The sequence below is a fragment of the Microbacterium sp. NPDC076768 genome (genome assembly GCF_040687205.1).
GTDB lineage: Bacteria > Actinomycetota > Actinomycetes > Actinomycetales > Microbacteriaceae > Microbacterium.
In genome coordinates, this window is sequence record NZ_JBFBMU010000001.1 from 492,915 (window position 1) to 514,107 (window position 21,193).

Sequence of the window (21,193 nt, forward strand, 5' to 3'; positions counted from 1 at the left end):
TTCTCACGCTACCCGCGCTCGCATGCGCGGTCACGCATAACTAGGAGACCCTTGTATTTGGCGGGAAACCGGAGGAAGCGCCTCGCAGGGCGAGCCGCCGCCGCTCAGCGAACCGAAGTCGCGACCGAGATCACACGATCGATTGACGCTTCTTCTCCGACCGAAATGCGGATTCCGTCGCCGGAGAATGGACGAACCACGAGGTCGTTCGCTACGAAGGCCGCCGCGATCTCATCAGTGCGCTCCCCCGTTGGCAACCACACGAAGTTTGCCTGGGAGTCTGGAACATCCCACCCGGCAGCGCGGAGACCTTCGAGCAGGCGCGTGCGACGCTCGACGATCACGGCAACGCGCTCCAGCAACTCGGCCTCTGCGTCGAGGCTCGCGATTCCGGCATTCTCTGCCGCAGAGGTCACCGAGAGGGGGATGCCTGTGGTGCGCGCAGAATCCAGAACCTTCTCATGCCCAATGGCGTAGCCGACTCGAAGCCCCGCAAGGCCGTAGGCCTTGGAGAAGGTGCGCAACACCACGACGTTCGGGTGTTTCTCGTACACACGCTCCGCCAAGCCGTCTACCGCGTCTGGCACTGTCACGAACTCGGCGTACGCCTCATCAAGAATCACCAAAACGTCGGCTGGGACCCGCTCGACGAAGGCAGTGAACTCCGCCGAAGTGATGATCGGCCCTGTCGGGTTGTTCGGGGTGCAGAGAATGATCGCGCGAGTGTTATCGGTGACCGCATCGGCCATCGCGTTGAGATCATGACGAGCATCTGCCGTGAGTGGCACCTGCACGCCGGTCGCGCCTGCAACGAGAGGCAGGCTCGGGTACGCCTCGAAGGAACGCCAGGCGTAGATCACTTCGTCTCCCGCAGCCGCTGTCGCGAGGATCAGCTGCTGCAGGATCGAGACGCTGCCAGAGGCAACGTGCACCTGCTCGACGTTTACGCCGTACCGAACGCCCAGCCGGGCGCGGAGGCGAGACGCGGTCGCATCTGGGTACCGGTTGATCGGCGCCGTGCGTTGCAAAGCCTCCAGCACCGAGGGCAACGGCTCGAACGGGTTCTCGTTACTCGACAACTTGAACGCATCGGGGCCTGCTTGCTTTCCCTGCTTGTACGGCGCCAGGGCAGCGATAGCGGGGCGGATGCGGGGCAGGATCGGCTCGGTCACGAGGTTGAGTCTACGAGTTGCCGCGACCGACATGGGCACCGATATCCGCCCTGCCGAAAAAGCTTAAGGACGCGTGACTCGCCATCGGATTCCACGTTCGCGACATGGGACTCCTGTCGTCGTTGAGCCAGAACGACCCGCTGTTCGATGGGAACAAGCGATTTTCCTGGATCCTCACGCTCACTTTTCTCGGGATGAACGATGTGATCGTCGACATGGACACGGACACTGCCTTCACCCTCATTCTGCAGACGGCGCAGAGCAAGGCTGATCTCGATGAGATTGCCGCGTTGCTCCGCAATCACTACCGCTGAGTGCCGTGCAAAAATAGTCACACTATGCGCTTCATTATTCGCGTCGTCATCAACGCTTTCGCCATCTGGGTTGTCACGCTGATCCCTGCCCTGCAGGTTGCGATCAGAGCTTTCGCCCCCGGCGGGACCCTGCAGGTAGTTCTGACACTGCTTGCCGTCGCCGCGATCTTCGCCCTCGTGAACACGATCATCGGCACCGTGGTGAAAATCGTCGCGTTCCCGCTTTACATCCTCACTTTGGGCCTGATCGGCTTCATCATCAACGGCTTCCTGCTGTGGCTGACCGCGTGGATCACGAGTGGCTTCGGCTGGGGCCTTACCGTCGGCGACTTCTGGTGGGGCGTGCTCGCCGCCCTGATCATCTCGGTGATCAACGGCATCTTCGGCTCCATCTTGCGCCCGCAAGATAAGAAGTCGCGCCGCGACTGACGAACAGCGCGGTCACTTCGTTCGCTCGGCGTAGAACTCGGTGCGCTCGATGGTCACCGCCTCCCCCAGCTCTTGCCAATACCCGTCAAGAGCTTCGGCGCGGGGGTCGACTGAAGCGTCAACCATCTCGGCCGTCTCGATGTATGTGTCGAGCGCGTGAGTGCGTAGCGTGAGGTCTTGCAGCCCTGGCAGCGGGTCACCCACTCGAGTCGCCGTGAAGCTATCCGGCGACCCTGTGCCTTCAGGAGAACCGCCAGCGGCGAGCGCAGAGAAAACGTCGTCTGAGTGCCGTAGCTGCAGCAAGGTTTGATCGTCAGACAGCGTCGGTTCGTTCGGGCTGCCTGCCGTCATCTGCATCGCTACGTCGAACTCGCTCTGCATCGAAAGTCGAGCCGCGATCATCCCGCCCTGAGAGTATGCGACCACGTCGACCTGATCTCCGGCCTCTGCGCCGGCAGCGGCCAGCGCATCGAGCGTGGCCTGATACGAGGCAGCGTTATCGCCCCGGTAAAGCTCAACGTTCGACTTGAGATCCCATGGCTCCTGTTTACCCGACTCCCTCAGCTGGGAGTTCTGGGTGCCTTTGACATAGGCGACGTACCTGCTTGCACCATCTGTCATCGTGTACTTCTCGACGGCTACCTGAGCTTGCCCCGCGGGCATACGGCGAAAAGCGGAAGCAAGGCTGGTCGCGGCGGCGGGTGCCGATGTGGCCACTGGCGTCACGCGCACAGGATCCGCTACGCCCTTCAAGATGGCACCAGGTCTGATCTTTCCGAGCCCCAGAGCAACACCCACCCATGCACCGCTGAGGAACACCGGTGGGAGCGCGCCATTCATGTCGTACTGCGAGCCCAAGCCTTCAAACCGCTGCTCTTTCCACCCTGCGACAAGCCAGTCCGCCATCTCGCCCAGCCGTTCGTCGCCCGCAATCATCCGGTCAGCGCGCGCCTGCAACGCGGCAGCAGCGGCCGCATCAGTAAGCGCGAGCGCCTCAGCCTGCGCCCGCAACTCCACCACCTCAAAGGCGTCAGCCATGAGGAGCGTTCCCGTGCAGGCGCTTTCGACTTCCGCGGCGAGCGCACCTGCCCGCTCTCCGCTGCGCTGCAAGGCGCCGACATCGACACGAGGGAAGGCTTGCGGCGCTGATGCGATGTGCGCCTGCGCGCGACCGATCGCCGCGCGAACGTCACCGTACTGTGCCGCGACCGTCAGCATTCGTGCACCAACGTCACGTAGCTGATCAGTGTCGACCCCAATGGCGCCGCCGTAGTCAATGTCCACGCCCCCTGCAGCTGCCCCCACCATGGTCATGCTTCTGGCCCCTCACCCAGTTCCCATTCGCGCACCGAGAGCTTCCCCAGCTCGACACCGGTGTCGTCGCGCAGCCGGATGATCAGCTCATTGAGCGCCCGAAAGCCATCGGACTCCCAAGCCGAGCTGTCTACGAGCGCCACCAGCGTTGCTCCGGCTTCTTCAAGTGCCGAAATGGCCGTGCCAATCTCTTGATAGACCAGGTGCCAGAGCCAGACCGTTTCTGCACTGACGGCCTGCTCCTGCGTGAACATGTACATGGCTCCAGCATCGAGGGTCGGGACACGAGCCTTAGCGATAAATCCACCCGCAGTGGAGATGTTCGAGGGGTCTGGGGTTGTGCAGGAAACGCGCGGCCGCCCCTGCGCTGGGCAGGATGACTGTCGGCGGGCAGAATGTATGTGTGACATCCCCGGATCCCTTCCGTGTGATCTTCGTCTGCACGGGGAACATCTGCCGCTCCCCCATGGCCGAGGTCGTTTTTCGCGAGCTTGCGAAACAGCGAGGGCTCGACTCCCACATCGTTTCGCGGAGCGCAGGAACCGGTGACTGGCACCTCGGAGAGCGTGCCGATCACCGCACCATCGACTCTCTTTCCCGTCACGGCTACGACGGCTCAGCGCACAGAGCACGGCAATTCACCGCAGCAAACTTTGCTGAGAACGATCTCGTCGTCGCACTCGACCGCACCCATGAGCGCATTTTGCGCGAGTGGGCACACGACGAAGACAACGAAGGAAAAGTCATCCTGCTGTTGACCTTCGACCCAGAAGCATCGACCCACGACGTACCTGACCCGTACTACGCCGGTGAAGACATGTTCGATTCCGTGCTCGGTATGATTGAAACGGCGACTCAGGGCCTGTTCAACCAGCTCGAACCTGCTCTTCGTTTCCCCCGCACGCCCCCCATCTCAGGGGCCCGATCAGGAGGACTCCCCTGACTTTTCAGCCTTCACTCCCGCCGCAGCCGCTCAGCCCTCTTGATGGTCGCTATCGCGGTGCCGTCACCGGACTCGCCGACTTCCTGTCGGAGGCGGGCCTGAATCGGGCTCGTGTAGAAGTTGAAGTTGAGTGGCTGATTGCGCTCACTGATCGATCGCTCTTCGAGACGTCTCCGCTTTCTGATGCCGACAAGGAGCGCCTGCGCGCGCTCTACCGTGATTTCGGGCAGGACGAGATCGATTGGCTTGCCGAGAAAGAAGCTGTCACCCAGCACGACGTCAAGGCCATCGAGTACCTCGTGCGCGACCGCCTTTCGACTCTGGGCCTCGACGCGATTTCCGAGCTCACGCACTTTGCCTGCACAAGCGAAGACATCAACTCCGCCTCCTACGCCCTCACCGTCAAACGTGCGGTCGAAGAGGTGTGGTTGCCCTCTCTGGATATCGTGATCACCAAGCTGCGCGAGCTTGCCGTGGAGCACGCCGATGCAGCGATGCTGTCGCGTACCCACGGCCAGCCAGCCACCCCCTCGACCATGGGCAAAGAGCTCGCCGTGTTCGCGTGGCGTCTGGAGCGCGTGCGCGGTCAGATTGCGGCATCCGACTACCTGGCAAAGTTTTCTGGCGCTACCGGCACCTGGTCGGCCCACCTGGCCGCAGACCCAGACGCCGACTGGCCAACCATCGCCCGCGAGTACATTGAGGGCCTCGGACTCGGCTTCAACGTGCTCACCACCCAGATCGAATCGCACGACTGGCAGGTCGAGCTTTACGATCGAGTGCGTCACGCCGGCGGCATCTTGCACAACCTCGCCACCGACATCTGGACGTACATCTCGCTCGGCTACTTCGCCCAAATTCCGGTGGCTGGCGCTACCGGCTCTTCGACGATGCCGCACAAGATCAACCCCATCCGCTTCGAGAACGCCGAGGCGAACCTCGAGATCTCTGGCGCATTGTTCGCCTCGCTGGGCCAGACGCTCGTCACCAGCCGTCTGCAGCGGGATCTGACCGACTCCACCACCCAGCGCAACATCGGTGTGGCTTTTGGACACTCGCAGCTCGCCCTCGACAACCTGCGTCGCGGCTTGAACGCGATTTCCCTGTCGCGGGACGTGCTGTTGGCCGACCTCGACGTGAACTGGGAAGTACTCGCCGAAGCCATCCAGACCGTGATTCGCGCCGAGGTCGTCGCCGGCCGCTCCACCATCACCGACCCTTACGCGCTTCTCAAAGAGCTGACGCGCGGGCATCGTGTAGGTGCCGCTGACCTGGCGGCGTTCGTGGAAGGTCTAGAGATCGGAGACGCCGCAAAACAGCGACTCCTCGCCCTCACCCCCGCGTCGTACACAGGTATCGCCGAGCGTCTGGCCCGCTGACCTCAGGCGCGCACCTCACCTGAGCGCGAAGCGGGGTCATCTTTCGGCATAAATACGGCGGCCACGAGCGTGAGTAAGGCCGTCACCGCCACGGCCACGAACACCCACACCGACGCACGGATGATGGTGTCTGGGTCGCTGGGGCCTTCGCCTTGCGCAATAACAGTGTTGGAGATCGCCCCGAAGATGGCGACGCCCACGGCGCTGCCCGCAGATCGGGCAAAAGCGTTCATCCCGGTGACGGCACCGCGCTCACTCCAACCGACCGATGACTGCGCGGCGATCAACGTGGGCGCCGCAGTCCAGCCGAGACCAAATCCCAAGAAGAATGCAATCGCCGCGATCATGAACGGATTCGGCCACGAAGCGACAGACGCCAGCACGATGGCAGCCAGTGTCGTAATGGACACCCCGATCAGAGTGGTGCGGCGGAAGCCGATGCGCATATACAGCCGCCCCGCGTTCGCTGCGGCGACCGGCCAGCCGAGAGTCAGCGCCGCAACGGCCAACCCCGACAGCAAAGGAGCGATCCCGAGCGAGCCTTCGAGGTAGGCGGGGGCGAAACTCACCACACCAATCATCAGTGCGCCGACGCCAAGCGAGACAAGCGTCGTCGTCAAGATCAGTCGCCTGCCTGCAAGGCGCAGGTCAACGATCGGCTCGGCGACTCGCCGCTCGACCATCGAGAATGCCGCCAACGCAGCCACGCCGATGCCAAAACAGAGCGCGCTCTGCACAGAGAGCCACGGCCACGCGTTGCCACCTTCGAGCATGCCGAGGATGACGGCGGTGAGTCCGATCGTGAGCAAGACGGCCCCGACATAGTCGATGCGGTGTCGCTGCGTCTGCTTCTGCTCTTTGTAGTTGCGTAGCAACATCCATCCGGCAATCACGCACAGGGGGATGTTGACCCAGAAGATCCATCGCCACGCGTCGAACTGCGCAAACACCCCGCCCAGCGCTGGCCCCACGACAGAGGAAATTGCCCACACACTCGCGATGTACCCCTGAACTTTGGCGCGTTCAGCGACCGTATAGATATCGCCCACGATGGTCATCGCCATCGGAGCCACTGCCCCCGCCCCGAGCCCTTGCACAATGCGGAAGACGATGAGGGACGACATGTTCCACGCGAATCCGCACAGCACTGAACCGATCAGGAAGAGCGCGATACCCAGCATGATGATCGGTTTGCGGCCGATCGTGTCAGCAAGGCGCGAGTAGATCGGAACACTCACGGCCTGCGCGAGCAGGTATACGGAGAACAGCCATGGGAACTGCTGGTAGCTCCCGAGATCGCGGACGATACTCGGAACGGCGGTGGCCAAAATCGTCGCGTCAATCGCGATAAGCCCGGTGGCGAGCATCAGTGCGCCGAGGACCGGCCCTCGCTCCGAACGGAGTCCGATCGAGGCGCGCGCGACGGAGCCGTTCATCACGACAACAAGCCGCTCTGCTGTTTCACTGTTCCGGCACAGCGCCGGTCCCCCACGTTACGAGGTGGAGCGGCGACCGGGTTCGTCGCTCTCGGCCTCGCCCTCTGGCTCAGACTCGTCCAGCACAGGGTCGTACAGCACAGGGCGGTCAATAGTTTTCGTCACGTCGGCGGGGTCAACGGCGAGGATCAGCATCGCGAGGATCAGCAGCGTGACGATGAAGGCACCGCCACCGACCACGAGACCGAGCGCGATAGGGGTCAACCCGTCGTACGTGCCGTTGGCGATCGATGTATTCACGCGCAACGTGAAAGCTCCCGTCGACACCAGCGTGACGACCATCGCAAAAATGCCGCAGCCCAGGGCGATGCCCAGAAGGTGCAGGGGCCGCAGGATGTCCCGACGGGTGGGTTTCTCGTCGCTCATCGCTTTCCTCCGTGCTCCGCGGGGGCGGTGCTGTTGTGTGATTCGGCGGCATCAACCTTTTTCGGCGTCAGGCCTGCGATTCCTAGGAATACCGCGACGATGGCCGTGTAAACGCCCAGGATGCCGACACCGATGATGATGCCGGAGAGCACACCAGTGCCCGCTTCAGCCACCGTGTACTCGTGCAGGAATCCAGACGGGATCAGCAGGAGCGCGATTCCGAAGACAATGCCCAGGGCCCCCACAGTGATGGCGTCGCGGGAAAGTCGGTCAGCGTCTCCGCGCGACCTGATGCCAGCAAGGAGTTCAATACCGCCGCTAATGATCGCCCACGCCGACACCACGATGAAGAACAGGTCTTCTGATCGTGAAGCCGGGACTCCGCTCGCCATTCCTGCAATGATTCCCACCACGGCAAGCGCTACGTAAGACCAGCGATTCCCTGCGGGGAGCACCAACCACGCGGCCAGTATCTGCACCAGAGCGGTGACCAGCACAAAACCGCTGAAGACGGAGAGTCCCACCGCCGCGGAGTGGTCGGACGAGAAAGTAATCATCGTCGCGGCGACAGCTGCGAACAGAGCGCGCAGCAATTGCACGTGGCGCATGGTGAATGCGCTAGCAGGGGCAGGCATGACGTTCCAGAATCCTCCGGGGTGTTGCCCTCAGTCTACGCGGGGCGCGAGGGCATTCGTGAAGCCCGGCGGATCTCCCCAGATCGATTGCCGGGCTTCACGATGTACGCAGCAAGGGGGGTATCACTGCGTCAGGCCAGTCGTTCCCAGTCGGGCAACCTGTCTGTGAAGACGGCCAGTGACCCCATTTGTCCACCCGGTCCCCTAAGGTGTGCGCGTGCGGTCGTATGCTCACTTTAGAGCGCTGATCTTCACATACAGGAAGGGCTCTGTGATGAGTTACGAAGATGACGCGTACAAAACTGCTTCGGATTCGTTCGCGAACGCACTGCGTGACGCGATCAATGCACGACCAGTGACGCTGTCTTGGCTGCAGCGACGACTGAAGGCCCGAGGCAACCATGTCTCGATGGCGACGCTGAGCTATTGGCGCTCCGGGGCTCGACGCCCCGAAGGGGTGCAGTCACTCGCTGCCGTGACCGACATCGAGCATCTCCTGGGGCTGGACACTGGCTCGCTCAGTAGGCTGCTCCGTTCCACAAACCGCACCGGTCCGCTTGGTCCCAACCAGTTTCCGATCGACGAACAAGAGTTGGAACAGGCCGTCATCGACGTCTTTGATGCTCTCGGCGCGGAGTATCCAGACACCTCGCGGGAGCTCACTACTCACTCCGTGACCGACGTCGGGGCAGACGGCAACGTGCGTCGCTGCGTCACGCGCAGCATTGTGCAGTCCACGGCCGGGACCATAACGTCCATCCCGTTTTTGGAGATCAGCCCAGGGGTACGCACTCCACCGCCTCTCCTGGAGGCTGTATCGGGAGGGCGAATCTCCCAGCGCTACTCGCATCCTGATGGCGAGGTTCACGGTGTTCTTTTCGAGCTCGATCTTCCGTTGACGGCGCCAGAGACCGCGATCGTCGAATGGTCTGTCGAACTTCCTCCCAACTATCCGCCAACGCGTGAAACTGGCCATGCGTTGGCGCAGAAGAGCCGCGAGCTTTTGGTCTGGACGCGCTTTCACCCCGATGCCATCCCCGACTGGTGCGAGGAACACGTGGAAACCCCAGAGGGGGTAACGATCACCCCTGTGCCGCTCACCCGTGGAGGGTCGGTGCACCTGGTCCGTCGAGCCTTTGGGCCCGGAGCACTTGAGCTGCGCTGGGGTTACGGTCCGCGCGACTCAGCGCAAGGTCAGCCCGGCTGATCACCGACCGCGACCGGCCTGCCTGGGGTGTTTGACCATTGGCTCCACGAACCGGGAAAAACCTTCGCTTCGATACCCAGTTCGTGAAGGATCAGGGCGGTGTGCGCTGCGGTAACGCCCGAACCGCAATACGCCGCAACCGGAGTGCCAGAGACGACCCCAGCCTCTGCGAAGTTCGCACGCAGAGCGTCGGCGTCTCGCACCCGGCCGTCTGCATCGAGGTGCAGTGTGGTGGGAACATTGCGCGCGCCGGGGATGTGACCTGCGATCGGGTCGATGGGTTCGGTTTCACCGCGGTAACGCTCAGGGGCGCGTACATCGAGAAGAACCCCCGATGCCGGGAAGCCGGCAGCTTCATCGATCGTCAACGCGTCGCGGCCTAGCTCCGCCAGCACGATGTCTCCGCGTTCAGGGGCTACGTCGTCTTTCGCCACCGCGAACCCTGCAGCCACCCACGCGCTGAGGCCGCCATCGAGCACCCGCACCTCAACGCCAGCCTGACGCAGCAGCCACCATGCGCGCGCGGCCGCCATGCCTTTGGCATCGTCGTATGCGACCACTGTGTCGCCGGTGCGCACACCCCATCGGCGAACGGCGGCTTGAAGAACCTCTGTCGTTGGCAGCGGGTGACGGCCCTCTGAGGGTGCGCCGTGAGTGGAAAGTTCGGTGTCGAGCGCAGCAAAAACGGCGCCGGGGATATGCCCTGTCAGGTAGTCATCGTGCCCTGCCTCTGGCCGATCCAGTCGCCACCGCACGTCGATGACGCGCACGGCCCCCTTGGCCATCAGTTCTTGCAGTTCGCCCGCACTCACGAAGTCACTCATGCCGCGAGGCTACCAAGATCTCGTCTCGCACCCATCACGCTCCTTCGCGGCGTAAAAGTTGCGGGAATACCGTGCAGATCCACGCGTTTAATTCGGCATGATTGAAAATTCAACCGTTGTTCCGGTCGCGACGGAACGTACCAGCGTGCGGGTTCCGTTGCGCTTTGGAGACGGATTTTCGACCACGGCAGACGTGGTCACATTCGAGGGCCTGGTCGATGGGCGAGAGCACCTTCTCCTCGGACTCGGAAACTGGCGCGCAGCGCTAGAAAATGCGGCAACTTCTGGCGGCCCCCTCGTCCGCCCACACAGCGAATGTCTCACCGGCGATGTCTTCGGCTCAGAACGGTGCGACTGCGGCCCTCAGCTCCGCGAAGCCGTAGAGCGCATTGCCGCGGAAGGCGGCTTCTTGCTGTATTTGCGTCAAGAGGGGCGTGGAATCGGCCTCTACGCCAAGCTCGATGCCTACGCTCTGCAGGATGCAGGACTGGACACCTACGAAGCGAACGTCGCGCTGGGACGCGGCGAAGATGAGCGCGACTACACGGTCGCGGCGCAGATGCTCCGCGCGGTCGGCGCTGACAGCATCCGCCTTCTGAGTAACAACCCAGACAAAGAAGTGCAGCTTGAGGCTCTCGGCATTCGTGTGAGCGAGCGGGTTCGCACCGAGGTGCACCTTTCAGAGTCCAACTCTCGCTACCTGCAAGCCAAACGCGATCACACCGCTCATACCCTCGACCTGTCGGCAGCGTGAGCGAAGTACGCACCCCCGCGGCGGAACAGGGGCATCGCGATCTCGACGAGGAAGAGCTGGCGACTTGGCTTCCCGTCATCCGCTTCGTTCAGCTTCTTCCGCAGGTGCTTGACCGGTCGCTGAAAGACGAAGTCGGCCTCAACCATGCGCGCTATGCGATCTTGGTTACGCTGGCCGGCAGGCACGACCAGGATGTGACTATGACAGAGCTCGCCCACGTTGCGGGACTCAGCCGTTCGCGTCTCAGCCACGCGCTCGATGCTTTGGAGCAACGCGGGTGGGTGCAACGCACTTCGTGCAGCAGCGATAAACGCACGCTCTCCGCGACGCTTACCCCTGAAGGACGAGCGGTTCTGCGAGACGCTGCTCCCGCGCATATTGAGCAGGTGCGCAGACTCGTGCTCGATCCGCTCACGCCGGCAGAACGTGAACAGCTCGGCACGATTCTCGGCAAACTTCTTCCCGAAGTAACGGCGGCGTTGTAGCCGGCTGGCGCGTTAGCGCGCACGCACCGTCAGACTCTGCATGGATACCCCGAAAGGGCCTGCGGCGTCGTTCAGAATGCTGTGGGTGAGCCCGGTACCAGCCGCCCCAAAAGTCACCGTGGTGTCGAGACCGATCCATCCTGCATCCGGCACACGGAACAGATGCGCGGTGAGCTCCACGTTCGGATAAAACGCGCTTCCCACCGGCACCAACTGCGTGAGCCCATTGGCGAGGTCGATCAGCCCGAGCGCTCGCGCGGTAGAGCTCACTTCTTCGTCATCGAGAAGCGGAGGGTGCGGCATGATCCATGCCGACACTTTTCCTGGTCTTTCCTCACTGCGTTGCACGTCGATCGAACGCACGAATGCACCAGGCCAGACCTCGCCCATGTTCCAGGGAGCGTGCGTCTCGAGGGGAGGCATCGGATCTAGCCCGCCGCCGGCGATCGCCGTGGTGTCTGTGTGCTGCATAAACCAGGCACGCAGAATCAGCGCAGGACGCCCGCCATGACGCAGGGTCGCCTCGACCAGCTCGATCGTTCGCCCCGCACGAACAACCTCGATCTCGATGTCTACGACGTCGATCGGCAGCACGCCGAGGATGTCGTATGACACCCGTCCCAACATGAGCCGCTCATCGCGTCGAGCGCGGTGATCAGCCTCCACAAGGTGCGCGAGGAGGCCAATCGACGGGGCGATGTGCTGCTCGGCGGTGTTCCACGCTCCCTGCACCTCATGCGTTGCCCGGAAGCTGCCGTGCGAGAGTCGATCGAAGTATGCGGTCACGCTCGTGATCGTAGAACATCGCGGGGCGCCTGCTGTGCGCTGAACGAAAACGCTCCGAAACATCGCCGACTCACAACGCGCCTACCCTCAGCTGCATGGCGAAACTTAAGGCACCGGCTTGGCAGTGGTCCGAAGACGGCATCAACTTTCGGACCCGCAAATGGGTGCGTCCAGAAGACCTCAATGCGAATGGCTCACTGTTCGGCGGAAGCCTGCTGAAGTGGATTGATGAAGAGGCCGCGATCTACGCGATCGTGCAGCTGGGCAATTATCGTGCGGTGACAAAGCACATCTCCGAGATCAACTTCGAAGCCTCGGCCGTCCAGGGCGACCTCATCGAGATCGGCCTGCAGGCCACACATTTCGGAACCACGTCGCTGACGATGCGCGCCGTGGCGCGCAACATGATCACTCGCAAGCGCATCTTGACAATCGAAAAGATCGTTTTTGTGAGCCTTGACGACGACGGAGTGCCCACCCCGCACGGCTACAACGAAATCACCTACGACCGCGACCGGATGCCCACCGAGCGTCTCGCCACCGGCACGATTCGGTTGCCCTCGCTCTAAGAGTCTTGCTCTGAGGCTAAGGCTGAGGCTGAGGCTGAGGCTGAGGCTGAGGCAAAAGCCTGCGAAAGATCGGCGATCAGGTCGTCGACGTTCTCCAGCCCGATCGACAACCGCAGCACATCGGCGGCGGGGCGGGCCTCTGGTGGCACAGGACGGTGGGTGAGGGCGGCCGGATGCTGAATCAGAGAATCCACCCCACCCAGCGACACGGCATGGGTGAACAACGTCGTCGCCGTTGTCACAGCGGACGCCGCCGCATAACCGCCGCGCATGCGCATCGCGATCATCGCCCCGGTGCCGCGCATCTGCCGTTCGAGAATGCCCCGCGGGTCGCCATCAAGACCGGGATAGTAGATCTCAGCCACCTCTGGCCGATCGAGGAGCCACTGCACTACTCGCTGCGCGCTCTCTTGCTGGTGACGGATGCGTACCGGCAGCGTCGTGAGGCCACGATGCAACAAATAGGCCCCGAGCGGGTGCAGTAGCCCGCCGGTCACGGCGCGCACTCGGCGAAGTGCTTCCGCAGTCTCTTCATTGCACGCGATGACCCCGGCGATCACGTCTCCGTGTCCGCCGAGGTACTTGGTGGCGCTGTGCAGCGACATCGCGGCCCCCAGATCGATGGGGTTCTGCAGCACGGGAGTCGCGAAAGTGTTGTCGACGACGACAGGGACTGCGCCAGCCTGCCGCACGACCTCAGCGATATCTGCAATCTCCAGCGTCGGGTTTGCCGGGGTTTCCACAACGACAAGTCCGGTGTCTGGGCGCACAGCGGCCGCGACCTCATCCGGGTGACAGTAGGTCGTCTCAACCCCCAGCAACCCCGAGCCGAGCAAGTGGTCGGTGCCGCCATAAAGAGGGCGCACAGCCACGACATGCCGCTTTCCGGTTGCTCCCGTGTGGGCCAGAATCACGGCGGTCATCGCCGCCATCCCCGAGGCGAATGCGACGGCAGCTTCGGCATGCTCTAGCTCAGCGAGTGCATCTTCGAACCGCGCGACCGTGGGATTCCAGAGTCGTGCGTAGACCATGCTGCCGTCTGCCGGCGGCCGTCCCCCCGTCGCCATCGCTTCGTACGAGTCGCCACCGCGCTCGATGTCGGGCAGCGGGTTCGTCGTCGAGAGGTCGATGGGAAGCGCGTGCACGCCAAGACCTTCGAGGTCGGAGCGGCCGCTGTGAACGGCGATGGTGTCGGGGTGCAACGGTGCAGTCATGCCTCTACGTTGCCCGAATCGCGAAGAACGTGCAGTGATTCGACAGAAGAAGCAAGATATAGACCGCTTGGCACTATTCTGAGCAGAAACGCAGAGGTGAGGAGCGCGTAGATTGCCGAAAGCACAACTCGATGAGATCGACCTGGAGCTGCTGGCCGTGCTCACCCGAGACGCAGACACGACCAACAAGGCCCTCGCTCGCCAGCTGGGGTTAGCGGAGTCAACGTGCGCCCACCGCGTGCGGTCTCTCCGTGAACGTGGCGTCATCCGTGACACGCGCATTCGGGTCGATGAGGCGGCTCTGGGCTTCCCCCTCCAGGCGATCATCAAAGTGCGCCTCGCGAACCACACTGGCGCCAATGTGACCGCGTTGTTCGATGCACTGGCGAGCATGCCGCGGGTACTTCAGGTATTTCATGTGGCGGGTGTAGACGACTTTCTTCTCCACGTCGCCGTGCAGGACGCGACCGCGCTCCGCGACATCGTCCTCGAACACATCACGGTGCATCCGGTTGTGCGCGGCACCGAAACGCAGCTCGTCTTCGAACTCCGCGACGGCACCGGCCTCCTCCCCCAATAACCCCACCCCAATTCATTCTGCTCCCGTCGCACTTTCTGTCGGCGAATTGCGATGTAAGCGACAGAAAGTGCGACGGGAGCGGATTGGTGGGAGGGGGTACTCCGGAGGGGGCGGGTGAGGCAGGATGGGGGCACGCCGCATGGGAGCAGCACGGGAACAGCGCGAGAACAGCGCGGGAGCGGCAGAAAGCAGCAAAGGAGCCTTCATGAGCCGCAGCGCCACCGCCGCCACGCACACGATCCGGGAGATGCGGGACTTCCTTTTCGAGAACGCCACCGACTACACCGCCGCCTGCGCCGGTTTCGCCTGGCCGGAGGTAGCGGAGTTCAACTTTGCACTCGAGTGGTTCGATGTCGTCGCAGGAGAAAATCCCGACCGCCCTGCAGTACAAATCGTCGAGGCAGACCTGAGCACCCGTTCCTGGACCTACGGCGAACTTGCGACCAGGTCAGATCAGGTCGCCACGTGGCTGTCCAGCTGCGGAATCGTCAGAGGCGACCACGTGATCGTCATGCTGAACAACACGATCGAACTCTGGGAGGTGATGCTGGCCCTCACCAAAATCGGCGCGGTGGCGATCCCCACCTCCACCCTGCTCTCAACGGCAGACCTCGCGTATCGAATCGCCCACGGCGAAGCCCGCGCGGTCATCGCACTCGGAACACTCGCCGACCGCGTGGCTGGTATTGATGCGGCGATTCTGCGGATTGGGGTCGGGTGCGGCGCTCCCCGTGACTGGCTGCGCTATGCCGACTCTTTGACCGCTGCCGCCCACTTCACCCCCGACGCCCCCACTCCTGCAACCGATACAGCGCTGCTGTACTTCACCTCCGGAACGACCAGCCGACCGAAACTCGTTCAGCACACCCACGTGTCGTATCCGATCGGGCACCTGTCGACCATGTGGTGGCTTGGCGTGCGTCCAGACGACGTCCACCTCAACATCTCCTCCCCAGGATGGGCGAAGCACGCATGGTCGAGCTTCTACTCGCCCTTTCTTGCCGAGGCCACCGTCTTCGTCTACAACTACGACCGATTCGACCCACTCACCCTCATGCAGGTGATGGACACCCACCGCGTCTCCACTTTCTGCGCTCCTCCCACCGTGTGGCGGATGCTGATTCAGGCAGACCTCGCGCGCCTGACCCATCCACCTCGTGAGCTTGTCGGCGCGGGCGAGCCGCTCAATCCGGAAGTAATCGACAGAGTGCGCGACGTCTGGGGCGGCACCATTCGCGATGGATTCGGGCAGACCGAGATGACCGCGTGCATTGGCAACTCACCGGGGCAGAAGATCAAGGTCGGCTCGATGGGTCGGCCGCTTCCCGGGTATCCGGTTGTGCTGCTTGATCCCGTCACCGGCGCGGTTGTCGACGCGGAAGGCGAGATTGCGCTCGACCTCTCACGGTCACCACTCGGGCTGATGGCCGGGTATTACCAGGATCCCGAAAAGACGGCCGAATCCCGCAGCGGCGGCTACCATCACACGGGCGATATCGCGATGCGGGATAGCGACGGCTACCTCACATACCTCGGACGATCAGACGACGTGTTCAAGGCGTCGGACTACAAGATTTCGCCCTTCGAGCTTGAGTCGGTTCTGCTGGAGCATGACCTCGTGATCGAGGCCGCGGTGATTCCCAGCCCAGACCCCACGCGCCTTACCGTGCCGAAGGCGTACGTCTGCGTGGCAACGGATGCTGTCTCAGACGAAGCAGAGGCCGCACGGGCGATCTTCGCGCACGCACACGAGCGACTCTCGTCACATCTTTGGGTGCGGATTATCGAGTTCGTCCCCGAGTTGCCGAAGACAATTTCTGGGAAGATCCGACGTGTCGAACTGCGCGCACGCGAAGCAGAAAGAGTGCAGTCTGCCGACGAAACCGGACAGCACCGCGACCGCGACTACCGCTAGACGAGTGCGGGCTTCGATACGGTCGTGATGGCCGTCTTCGAGGCGGTCTGTGTCTCAGGTGTCGCATCGACAGCTCGCCTAGCGCTGGTGGCAGAAACGATCCATTTCACGACTCCACCCGCAGCCAGCAGCACCACAAGCGCGGAGCCTGCCAAAATCGGCGGCAACCAGTCGCTTGCAAACGACGCGACAAGGCTCAGCAACGCGCAGACGATCCACACGCCGACTGCCCCACCGGTAAGCCCACCGTTGCCACGGACGATCGCGACCGCGGCGACAAGCGCGCAAATGACGGCGAACACCGCCCCCGCATAACCAAGCGGTACCATCACCGCTGCCAGATCACTGGCCACCCTTGTTGTATTCATGACGACCCCCCGTCGACGAAAAATCCGCTAGCTCCAGCCTAAGAGAACACGGGGAGTCCCCCCATCCACCGCGCGCGTGAGTCGCGTCATTCTGTAGGTGGATATCAGCGACGTCGAAGCCACCTCAGCCGGCGAGGCCGCGCCACCCGAATGGGCTGCGTGAGGACGGCATCGACCACCATCGAACCGTCGACGGGGCCGACAATGGCGATCGCCGACGTTTCGGTTGCCTCGGCTGGATCAACCGGCAGGCGTCCGAGCGCCCGGTGCGCGCGCACATAGGCCGGCACGAGCAGCAGGATGGCTCCCACCCAGGCAAGGGGATTACTCAGCGCGACACCGTCGAATCCGATCCACGCGCCGAGCACAATCGCTGCGCCGACCCGCATAACCAGTTCGATCACTCCGGTGACGGTCGGCACCAGGGTGTGGCCGAGCCCCTGGAGTGCACCGCGCAACACGAACAGCATGCCGAGCGCCCAGTAACCGCACCCGTTGATGATGAGCATCCGGTGCGCCATATCGACGACGTCGTCTGCCCCTTCTCCGATAAACAGACGTACCATCTGGGCACCGAATGCGATGAGCAAGCCCCCCAGGATCACACCAGCGGCGACCGACATCCAGGTCGCCTCTACGACTCCGCGACGGATGCGGTCGGGGCGACGCCCTCCGTGGTTTTGCGCCGCGTACATTGATACGGCAAGCCCGAGGGACGAGAGCAGCGCGACAGCGAGACTGTCGACGCGAGCTGCGGTTGTGTACGCGGCCACGGCATCTGCGCCCAGCGTGTTCAGCGCCACCTGCACCGTGAGTGTGCCAATCGCGATGATCGATGCCTGGAAGCCCATCGGCAATCCGAGCCGCAAGTGCTCTGCGATGTCTGAACGAGAGATGCGCCAGTCGGCGCGGCGCAGGTGCAACATCGGCAGACGCCGCCGCACAAACTCGAGGCAGAGCGCCACAGACACCGCCTGCGCGATCACGGTGGCAAGGGCCGCACCCCCGACGCCCCACCCGAGCGGGCCGACCATCAGGATGACCAACCCGATGTTGATCGCACACGAGACGCTGAGGAAGACCAGGGGTGTTTTGGAGTCGCCGATGGCGCGGATGATCGCAGACAGGTAGTTGAAGAACATTGTCGCGCCAGCGCCCAGGAAGCTGATCTGCGTGAACACGGTCGCCTCAGCCATCAGCGCGTCCGGAGTTCGCATCAACGAGAGGAATGGGCCGGCGAGCAGTGGCGCGCCGATCGTCAGGATCACGCTGGTGATGAGGCTGAGGAACACGCCAGTGGCAACAGAGCGCCGCACAGCAGAGTCATTTCTCGCCCCGAAGGCCTGAGCGACCGGGATGGCGAATCCACTCGTGAGACCCCACGCGAACCCGAGGAGCAGGAACAACAGGCTGCCAGTGGCGCCGACTGCCGCGAGCGAGGTGACGCCGAGGTGCCTGCCGACGACGATCGCATCGACAAATTGGTACAGCTGTTGCACTACGTTGCCGAGCAAGAGCGGGATAGCAAACGAAAGAATGACGCGCCACGGGCGGCCAGTGGTCAGAGAGGTGGCCATGAAGAAACTGCTCACAGAACTGGGGGGTGATCAGGGGAGGCAACCCAGCCTATCGAATCGATTCGGTAGAGTGAGGTGGTGACTACCCGCCGCTACCCCGCCACGATCGCGGGGGCGGTCGAGCACGAGATCTCGGTGCGAAAGTCGCGATTCCTCACCCGCATCGAGCCCGTCTCTTCGGTGGAAAACGCCGAGACGGTGATTGCAGGAATCCGCAAGCGGGCATGGGACGCGAACCACAACTGCACGGCGATGGTCACCGGTCTCCTCGGCGATCAGGCACGCTCTTCTGACGACGGCGAACCCTCTGGAACCGCGGGTGTACCGATGCTGGAGGTGTTGCGCCGGCGGGAACTGACGGACGTCGTTGCCGTGGTCACTCGCTACTTCGGTGGGGTGAAACTCGGTGCAGGCGGCCTGGTGCGCGCTTACTCTTCTGCTGTTTCCGAGACACTCGATCTGAGCACGCTTCTGCGTCGCGCCTCCCTCAGGCAGGTGACGATTGAGGTTCCGCACGCCGATGCCGGTCGCTACGACAACCTGTTGCGCGACTGGGCATCGCATCACGACGCCTCACTGGGCGAACCGGCCTACGCGGCAATGGCCGTTCTGGAGCTCTGGGTTCCTGAGATAGCCCTCGCGCAGCTTCAGCATGAGATCGCAGCGGCGTCTGGCGGAACCGTCGTGCCGGTGACGGGCGTCGAACGCATCGTTGACCTTCCAGGTTGACCCTAACTCTCCCCGATATCCTGGACACCGCGGTCGCGGAAGGAGAGCGATGTTTGACAGTCCGCTCTCGGCTTCGGCCTACGAGATTCTCGAAGTTGACCCTACGGTCGACGACGATGAGCTGCGCCGCGCGTACCGTCTACGGTTGCGGCAAACGCACCCAGATACCGGCGGCGATGCGGAAACGTTCGTACAGGTGCAGCGCGCATGGGAACTGATCGGCACCGCCGAGGGCCGCGCCGCCTACGATCGCCGCAGCGGAGTGCATGCCTCTCCCACCACCGATGCTGGTTCAGACTCAGACAGCGGATGGAGTGGCTGGCGCCCACGTGCCGCTCGCACAGACACACGTCCGCGAGCACGTTCCTACGGTCACCCCGGAGGGTGGCGACGCGAACGCTATCTGTCGCTCATCCGAGAGTGGGCTGGCCGTGGCGTTGAGGTTCCAGACCCCTACGACCCTGCACTGGTGCGCTCGGCACCCCGTGACCTTCGCCGAATTCTGGCCGATGCGCTGGCCGAAGAGGCGACGGCGCGTACCGTCTCCGATCTGGGAATGGGATTCACGGTTTGGCACGACGTCGAAGCCGGCGCCGATGCGGATGACAAACTCGACCACGTTGTACTGGGCCCCTCCGGCCTGTACGGGGTGATGTCGGAAGACTTCGGCGGCGTCGTCGGCTTCCGCCGAGGAGAAATCACCGGCCCCATCGTCGGTACGCGTGCGCCCGTCACCTCTGCTCTGCGCCGAATGCGAACTGTCGCCAAAAAGGCACGCGTGCGATTCGGCGGTGCGATCATCGTGCTCCCAGATGACGACCTCGCGCAGGCCGTGACGCCGCTGGGCACCAGCCGTGGCGTGCCCGTTGTGGTGGTGCGACGCAGTGCCCTCGCGATGGTCTTGCGGCAGGGCGTTCCGCAGGCACGAGCGATCGGCGGCAATGAGCTGTTCGACGTGCGCACGCGCCTGCAGCAGACCGTCCGCTTCGTCTGACGCGACATCGGTCGCCTGACCACCCTGGTCAGATCCAATCGTTGACACTCGGAATCAAACCGGTTTACACTCATCAAACCGGTTCACTGACGAACATGTCGGCGTGCCAGATTCCCTGGAGGTGTGGCGTGAGCCGTACAACGATTGCCGATGTCGCACGTGAAGCAGGCGTGACCAAGGCCACGGTCTCGCACGCCCTCAGCGGCAACCGCCCGATCTCCGACGACACGAAGGCAAAAGTCCTCGCTGCTGTTGAGAAGCTGAATTGGGTACCTAGCCAAAGCGCACGCGCGCTGGCAACGCAGCGAGCCAACGCTGTTGCCGTCGTCTTGGCCCGCGACCCCGATGTCATCGCAAACGACTCGTTCTTCCCGGCATTCATCGCCGGAGTGGAATCAGTGCTCGCCGAAACCGAGACGGCGTTGCTCTTGCAGGTCGTGCCCGACCGCGATGCCGAAGAGCGCGCGTATCGCACGCTCACCCACGGGCGCGCAGATGGCGCACTCCTGCTCGACCTCCGGACCGACGACTGGCGGGTGCCGTTCCTCGACGACCTCGGGCTGCCGACAGTGCTGGTCGGCGCGTACGACGAGCCGACCGAGTTCTCCTGCGTGCGCACGGACGACGCCACCCCCGTGCGTGAAATCATCGCCCAGCTTCGCGCCGATGGGCACGAGCGCATCGCGCACATCTCTGGACCACTGGACTACGTGCACTCGAAGGCGCGCGCTGAGGCCTACTCCGCAGAGATCGGTAGCGATGAGCTGCTCAGAGAAGGCGACTTCACCGCGGCGAGCGGTCGCACGCGCACCGCTGAACTGCTCGCGCTCCCCGACCGTCCAACGGCGATCCTGTACTCGAACGACACGATGGCGATCGCTGGTCTTTCATACGCGCGCTCGCAGGGGCTCGCCGTTCCCCGAGACCTCGCAATTTCAGGGTTTGACGACGACCACCTCTCCGCCCACCTTTCTCCGGCGCTCACCAGCGTCTCCTCTGACCCCGCGGCTCGAGGCCGCGCTGCCGCCCGCCTCCTGCGGGCAGACATCCTCGGGGCGCAGCCGCGCACCGAGATCGTCGACTGCAACATCGTGCACTTCCGTGAGAGCACAGCGCCGTCGGCATCCGCATAAAACACAGTGT

At 63.3% G+C, this 21,193-nt stretch carries 24 protein-coding genes; 13 read left to right on the forward strand and 11 right to left on the reverse strand.

What is annotated here, in order from left to right; all coding sequences use genetic code 11:
• Positions 1–104: 104 nt before the first annotated feature.
• Positions 105–1,205 carry a histidinol-phosphate transaminase gene (locus AB0O87_RS02520; protein ID WP_363512887.1) on the reverse strand — a complete coding sequence of 367 codons (1,101 nt, stop codon included), beginning with the start codon at positions 1,203–1,205 and terminating at the stop codon, positions 105–107.
• 71 nt (positions 1,206–1,276) lie between these two features.
• Here AB0O87_RS02520 and AB0O87_RS02525 point away from each other — a divergent pair, with 71 nt between their 5' ends.
• Both AB0O87_RS02525 and AB0O87_RS02530 read left to right on the forward strand, forming a co-directional pair.
• Positions 1,277–1,486, forward strand: a complete 210-nt coding sequence (locus AB0O87_RS02525; RefSeq protein ID WP_363511420.1) for a hypothetical protein — start codon at positions 1,277–1,279, stop codon at positions 1,484–1,486.
• Between the two features lie 24 nt (positions 1,487–1,510).
• Positions 1,511–1,915: a phage holin family protein gene (locus AB0O87_RS02530; RefSeq protein ID WP_363511422.1), complete on the forward strand. Its 405-nt coding sequence runs from the start codon at positions 1,511–1,513 to the stop codon at positions 1,913–1,915.
• Positions 1,916–1,927: 12 nt separating this feature from the next.
• On the opposite strand, the gene AB0O87_RS02535 is transcribed toward AB0O87_RS02530, so the two are convergent.
• Complete coding sequence (locus AB0O87_RS02535) at positions 1,928–3,229, reverse strand: hypothetical protein (RefSeq protein WP_363511424.1); 1,302 nt, start codon at positions 3,227–3,229, stop codon at positions 1,928–1,930.
• Entirely contained in the window at positions 3,226–3,489 is a 264-nt protein-coding gene (locus AB0O87_RS02540; protein ID WP_363511426.1) for a hypothetical protein, read from the reverse strand. The genes AB0O87_RS02535 and AB0O87_RS02540 overlap by 4 nt, the downstream gene beginning before the upstream one ends.
• Before the next feature lie 143 nt (positions 3,490–3,632).
• Between AB0O87_RS02540 and AB0O87_RS02545 the strand changes: the two genes are divergently transcribed.
• Both AB0O87_RS02545 and purB read left to right on the forward strand, forming a co-directional pair.
• On the forward strand, positions 3,633–4,172 hold the full coding sequence (locus AB0O87_RS02545; RefSeq protein WP_363511428.1) for a low molecular weight protein-tyrosine-phosphatase: 540 nt from the start codon (positions 3,633–3,635) through the stop codon (positions 4,170–4,172).
• Positions 4,169–5,551, forward strand: coding sequence for an adenylosuccinate lyase (gene purB, locus AB0O87_RS02550; RefSeq protein WP_363512890.1), 1,383 nt, complete (start codon positions 4,169–4,171; stop codon positions 5,549–5,551). The genes AB0O87_RS02545 and purB overlap by 4 nt, the downstream gene beginning before the upstream one ends.
• A 2-nt stretch (positions 5,552–5,553) precedes the next feature.
• Here purB and AB0O87_RS02555 read toward each other — a convergent pair whose 3' ends face one another.
• Genes AB0O87_RS02555 through AB0O87_RS02565 form a run of 3 tightly spaced genes read right to left on the reverse strand, consistent with a single transcriptional unit; the run spans position 5,554 to position 8,048 of the window.
• Entirely contained in the window at positions 5,554–6,987 is a 1,434-nt protein-coding gene (locus AB0O87_RS02555; protein ID WP_363512893.1) for an MFS transporter, read from the reverse strand.
• Between the two features lie 57 nt (positions 6,988–7,044).
• Positions 7,045–7,413: a hypothetical protein gene (locus AB0O87_RS02560; RefSeq protein ID WP_363511430.1), complete on the reverse strand. Its 369-nt coding sequence runs from the start codon at positions 7,411–7,413 to the stop codon at positions 7,045–7,047.
• A complete protein-coding gene (locus tag AB0O87_RS02565; RefSeq protein ID WP_363511432.1) occupies positions 7,410–8,048 on the reverse strand; it encodes an acyl-CoA synthetase in 639 nt (212 codons plus the stop codon). Before AB0O87_RS02565 ends, AB0O87_RS02560 begins: the two co-directional genes overlap by 4 nt.
• A 274-nt stretch (positions 8,049–8,322) precedes the next feature.
• Between AB0O87_RS02565 and AB0O87_RS02570 the strand changes: the two genes are divergently transcribed.
• On the forward strand, positions 8,323–9,255 hold the full coding sequence (locus AB0O87_RS02570) for a hypothetical protein (RefSeq protein ID WP_363511434.1): 933 nt from the start codon (positions 8,323–8,325) through the stop codon (positions 9,253–9,255).
• Here the strand turns inward: AB0O87_RS02570 and AB0O87_RS02575 are convergent.
• Positions 9,243–10,079: a sulfurtransferase gene (locus AB0O87_RS02575; RefSeq protein ID WP_363511436.1), complete on the reverse strand. Its 837-nt coding sequence runs from the start codon at positions 10,077–10,079 to the stop codon at positions 9,243–9,245. The genes AB0O87_RS02570 and AB0O87_RS02575 overlap by 13 nt on opposite strands.
• A gap of 97 nt (positions 10,080–10,176) precedes the next feature.
• Between AB0O87_RS02575 and ribA the strand changes: the two genes are divergently transcribed.
• Both ribA and AB0O87_RS02585 read left to right on the forward strand, forming a co-directional pair.
• The gene (gene ribA, locus AB0O87_RS02580; protein ID WP_363511438.1) at positions 10,177–10,833 is read left to right on the forward strand and encodes a GTP cyclohydrolase II; all 657 of its coding nucleotides are present in this window, start codon (positions 10,177–10,179) and stop codon (positions 10,831–10,833) included.
• Positions 10,830–11,318 (forward strand): MarR family transcriptional regulator, encoded by a 489-nt coding sequence (locus AB0O87_RS02585; RefSeq protein WP_363511440.1) that lies wholly within the window; start codon positions 10,830–10,832, stop codon positions 11,316–11,318. Before ribA ends, AB0O87_RS02585 begins: the two co-directional genes overlap by 4 nt.
• A gap of 12 nt (positions 11,319–11,330) precedes the next feature.
• Here the strand turns inward: AB0O87_RS02585 and AB0O87_RS02590 are convergent, their stop codons facing one another.
• The gene (locus AB0O87_RS02590) at positions 11,331–12,104 is read right to left on the reverse strand and encodes a thioesterase family protein (RefSeq protein WP_363511442.1); all 774 of its coding nucleotides are present in this window, start codon (positions 12,102–12,104) and stop codon (positions 11,331–11,333) included.
• Between the two features lie 95 nt (positions 12,105–12,199).
• Between AB0O87_RS02590 and AB0O87_RS02595 the strand changes: the two genes are divergently transcribed.
• A complete protein-coding gene (locus AB0O87_RS02595) occupies positions 12,200–12,673 on the forward strand; it encodes a hotdog domain-containing protein (RefSeq protein WP_363511444.1) in 474 nt (157 codons plus the stop codon).
• Here the strand turns inward: AB0O87_RS02595 and AB0O87_RS02600 are convergent.
• Positions 12,670–13,887 (reverse strand): PLP-dependent aspartate aminotransferase family protein, encoded by a 1,218-nt coding sequence (locus AB0O87_RS02600; RefSeq protein ID WP_363511446.1) that lies wholly within the window; start codon positions 13,885–13,887, stop codon positions 12,670–12,672. The genes AB0O87_RS02595 and AB0O87_RS02600 overlap by 4 nt on opposite strands.
• Before the next feature lie 112 nt (positions 13,888–13,999).
• Between AB0O87_RS02600 and AB0O87_RS02605 the strand changes: the two genes are divergently transcribed.
• Entirely contained in the window at positions 14,000–14,467 is a 468-nt protein-coding gene (locus tag AB0O87_RS02605; RefSeq protein WP_363511448.1) for an Lrp/AsnC family transcriptional regulator, read from the forward strand.
• 205 nt (positions 14,468–14,672) lie between these two features.
• Entirely contained in the window at positions 14,673–16,382 is a 1,710-nt protein-coding gene (locus tag AB0O87_RS02610; protein ID WP_363511450.1) for an AMP-binding protein, read from the forward strand.
• On the opposite strand, the gene AB0O87_RS02615 is transcribed toward AB0O87_RS02610, so the two are convergent.
• Together AB0O87_RS02615 and AB0O87_RS02620 are read right to left on the reverse strand one after the other, a co-directional pair.
• Positions 16,379–16,750 (reverse strand): hypothetical protein, encoded by a 372-nt coding sequence (locus AB0O87_RS02615; RefSeq protein ID WP_363511452.1) that lies wholly within the window; start codon positions 16,748–16,750, stop codon positions 16,379–16,381. The two genes, AB0O87_RS02610 and AB0O87_RS02615, sit on opposite strands and share 4 nt — an antisense overlap.
• 104 nt (positions 16,751–16,854) lie before the next feature.
• Entirely contained in the window at positions 16,855–18,327 is a 1,473-nt protein-coding gene (locus tag AB0O87_RS02620; RefSeq protein WP_363511454.1) for an MATE family efflux transporter, read from the reverse strand.
• Between the two features lie 78 nt (positions 18,328–18,405).
• Between AB0O87_RS02620 and AB0O87_RS02625 the strand changes: the two genes are divergently transcribed.
• The 3 genes from AB0O87_RS02625 (at position 18,406) to AB0O87_RS02635 (ending at position 21,183) form a co-directional block, all read left to right on the forward strand.
• Positions 18,406–19,056, forward strand: coding sequence for a YigZ family protein (locus AB0O87_RS02625; RefSeq protein ID WP_363511456.1), 651 nt, complete (start codon positions 18,406–18,408; stop codon positions 19,054–19,056).
• Between the two features lie 49 nt (positions 19,057–19,105).
• Positions 19,106–20,050 carry a DnaJ domain-containing protein gene (locus tag AB0O87_RS02630; RefSeq protein ID WP_363511458.1) on the forward strand — a complete coding sequence of 315 codons (945 nt, stop codon included), beginning with the start codon at positions 19,106–19,108 and terminating at the stop codon, positions 20,048–20,050.
• Between the two features lie 128 nt (positions 20,051–20,178).
• Entirely contained in the window at positions 20,179–21,183 is a 1,005-nt protein-coding gene (locus AB0O87_RS02635) for a LacI family DNA-binding transcriptional regulator (RefSeq protein ID WP_363511460.1), read from the forward strand.
• Positions 21,184–21,193 lie beyond the last annotated feature (10 nt).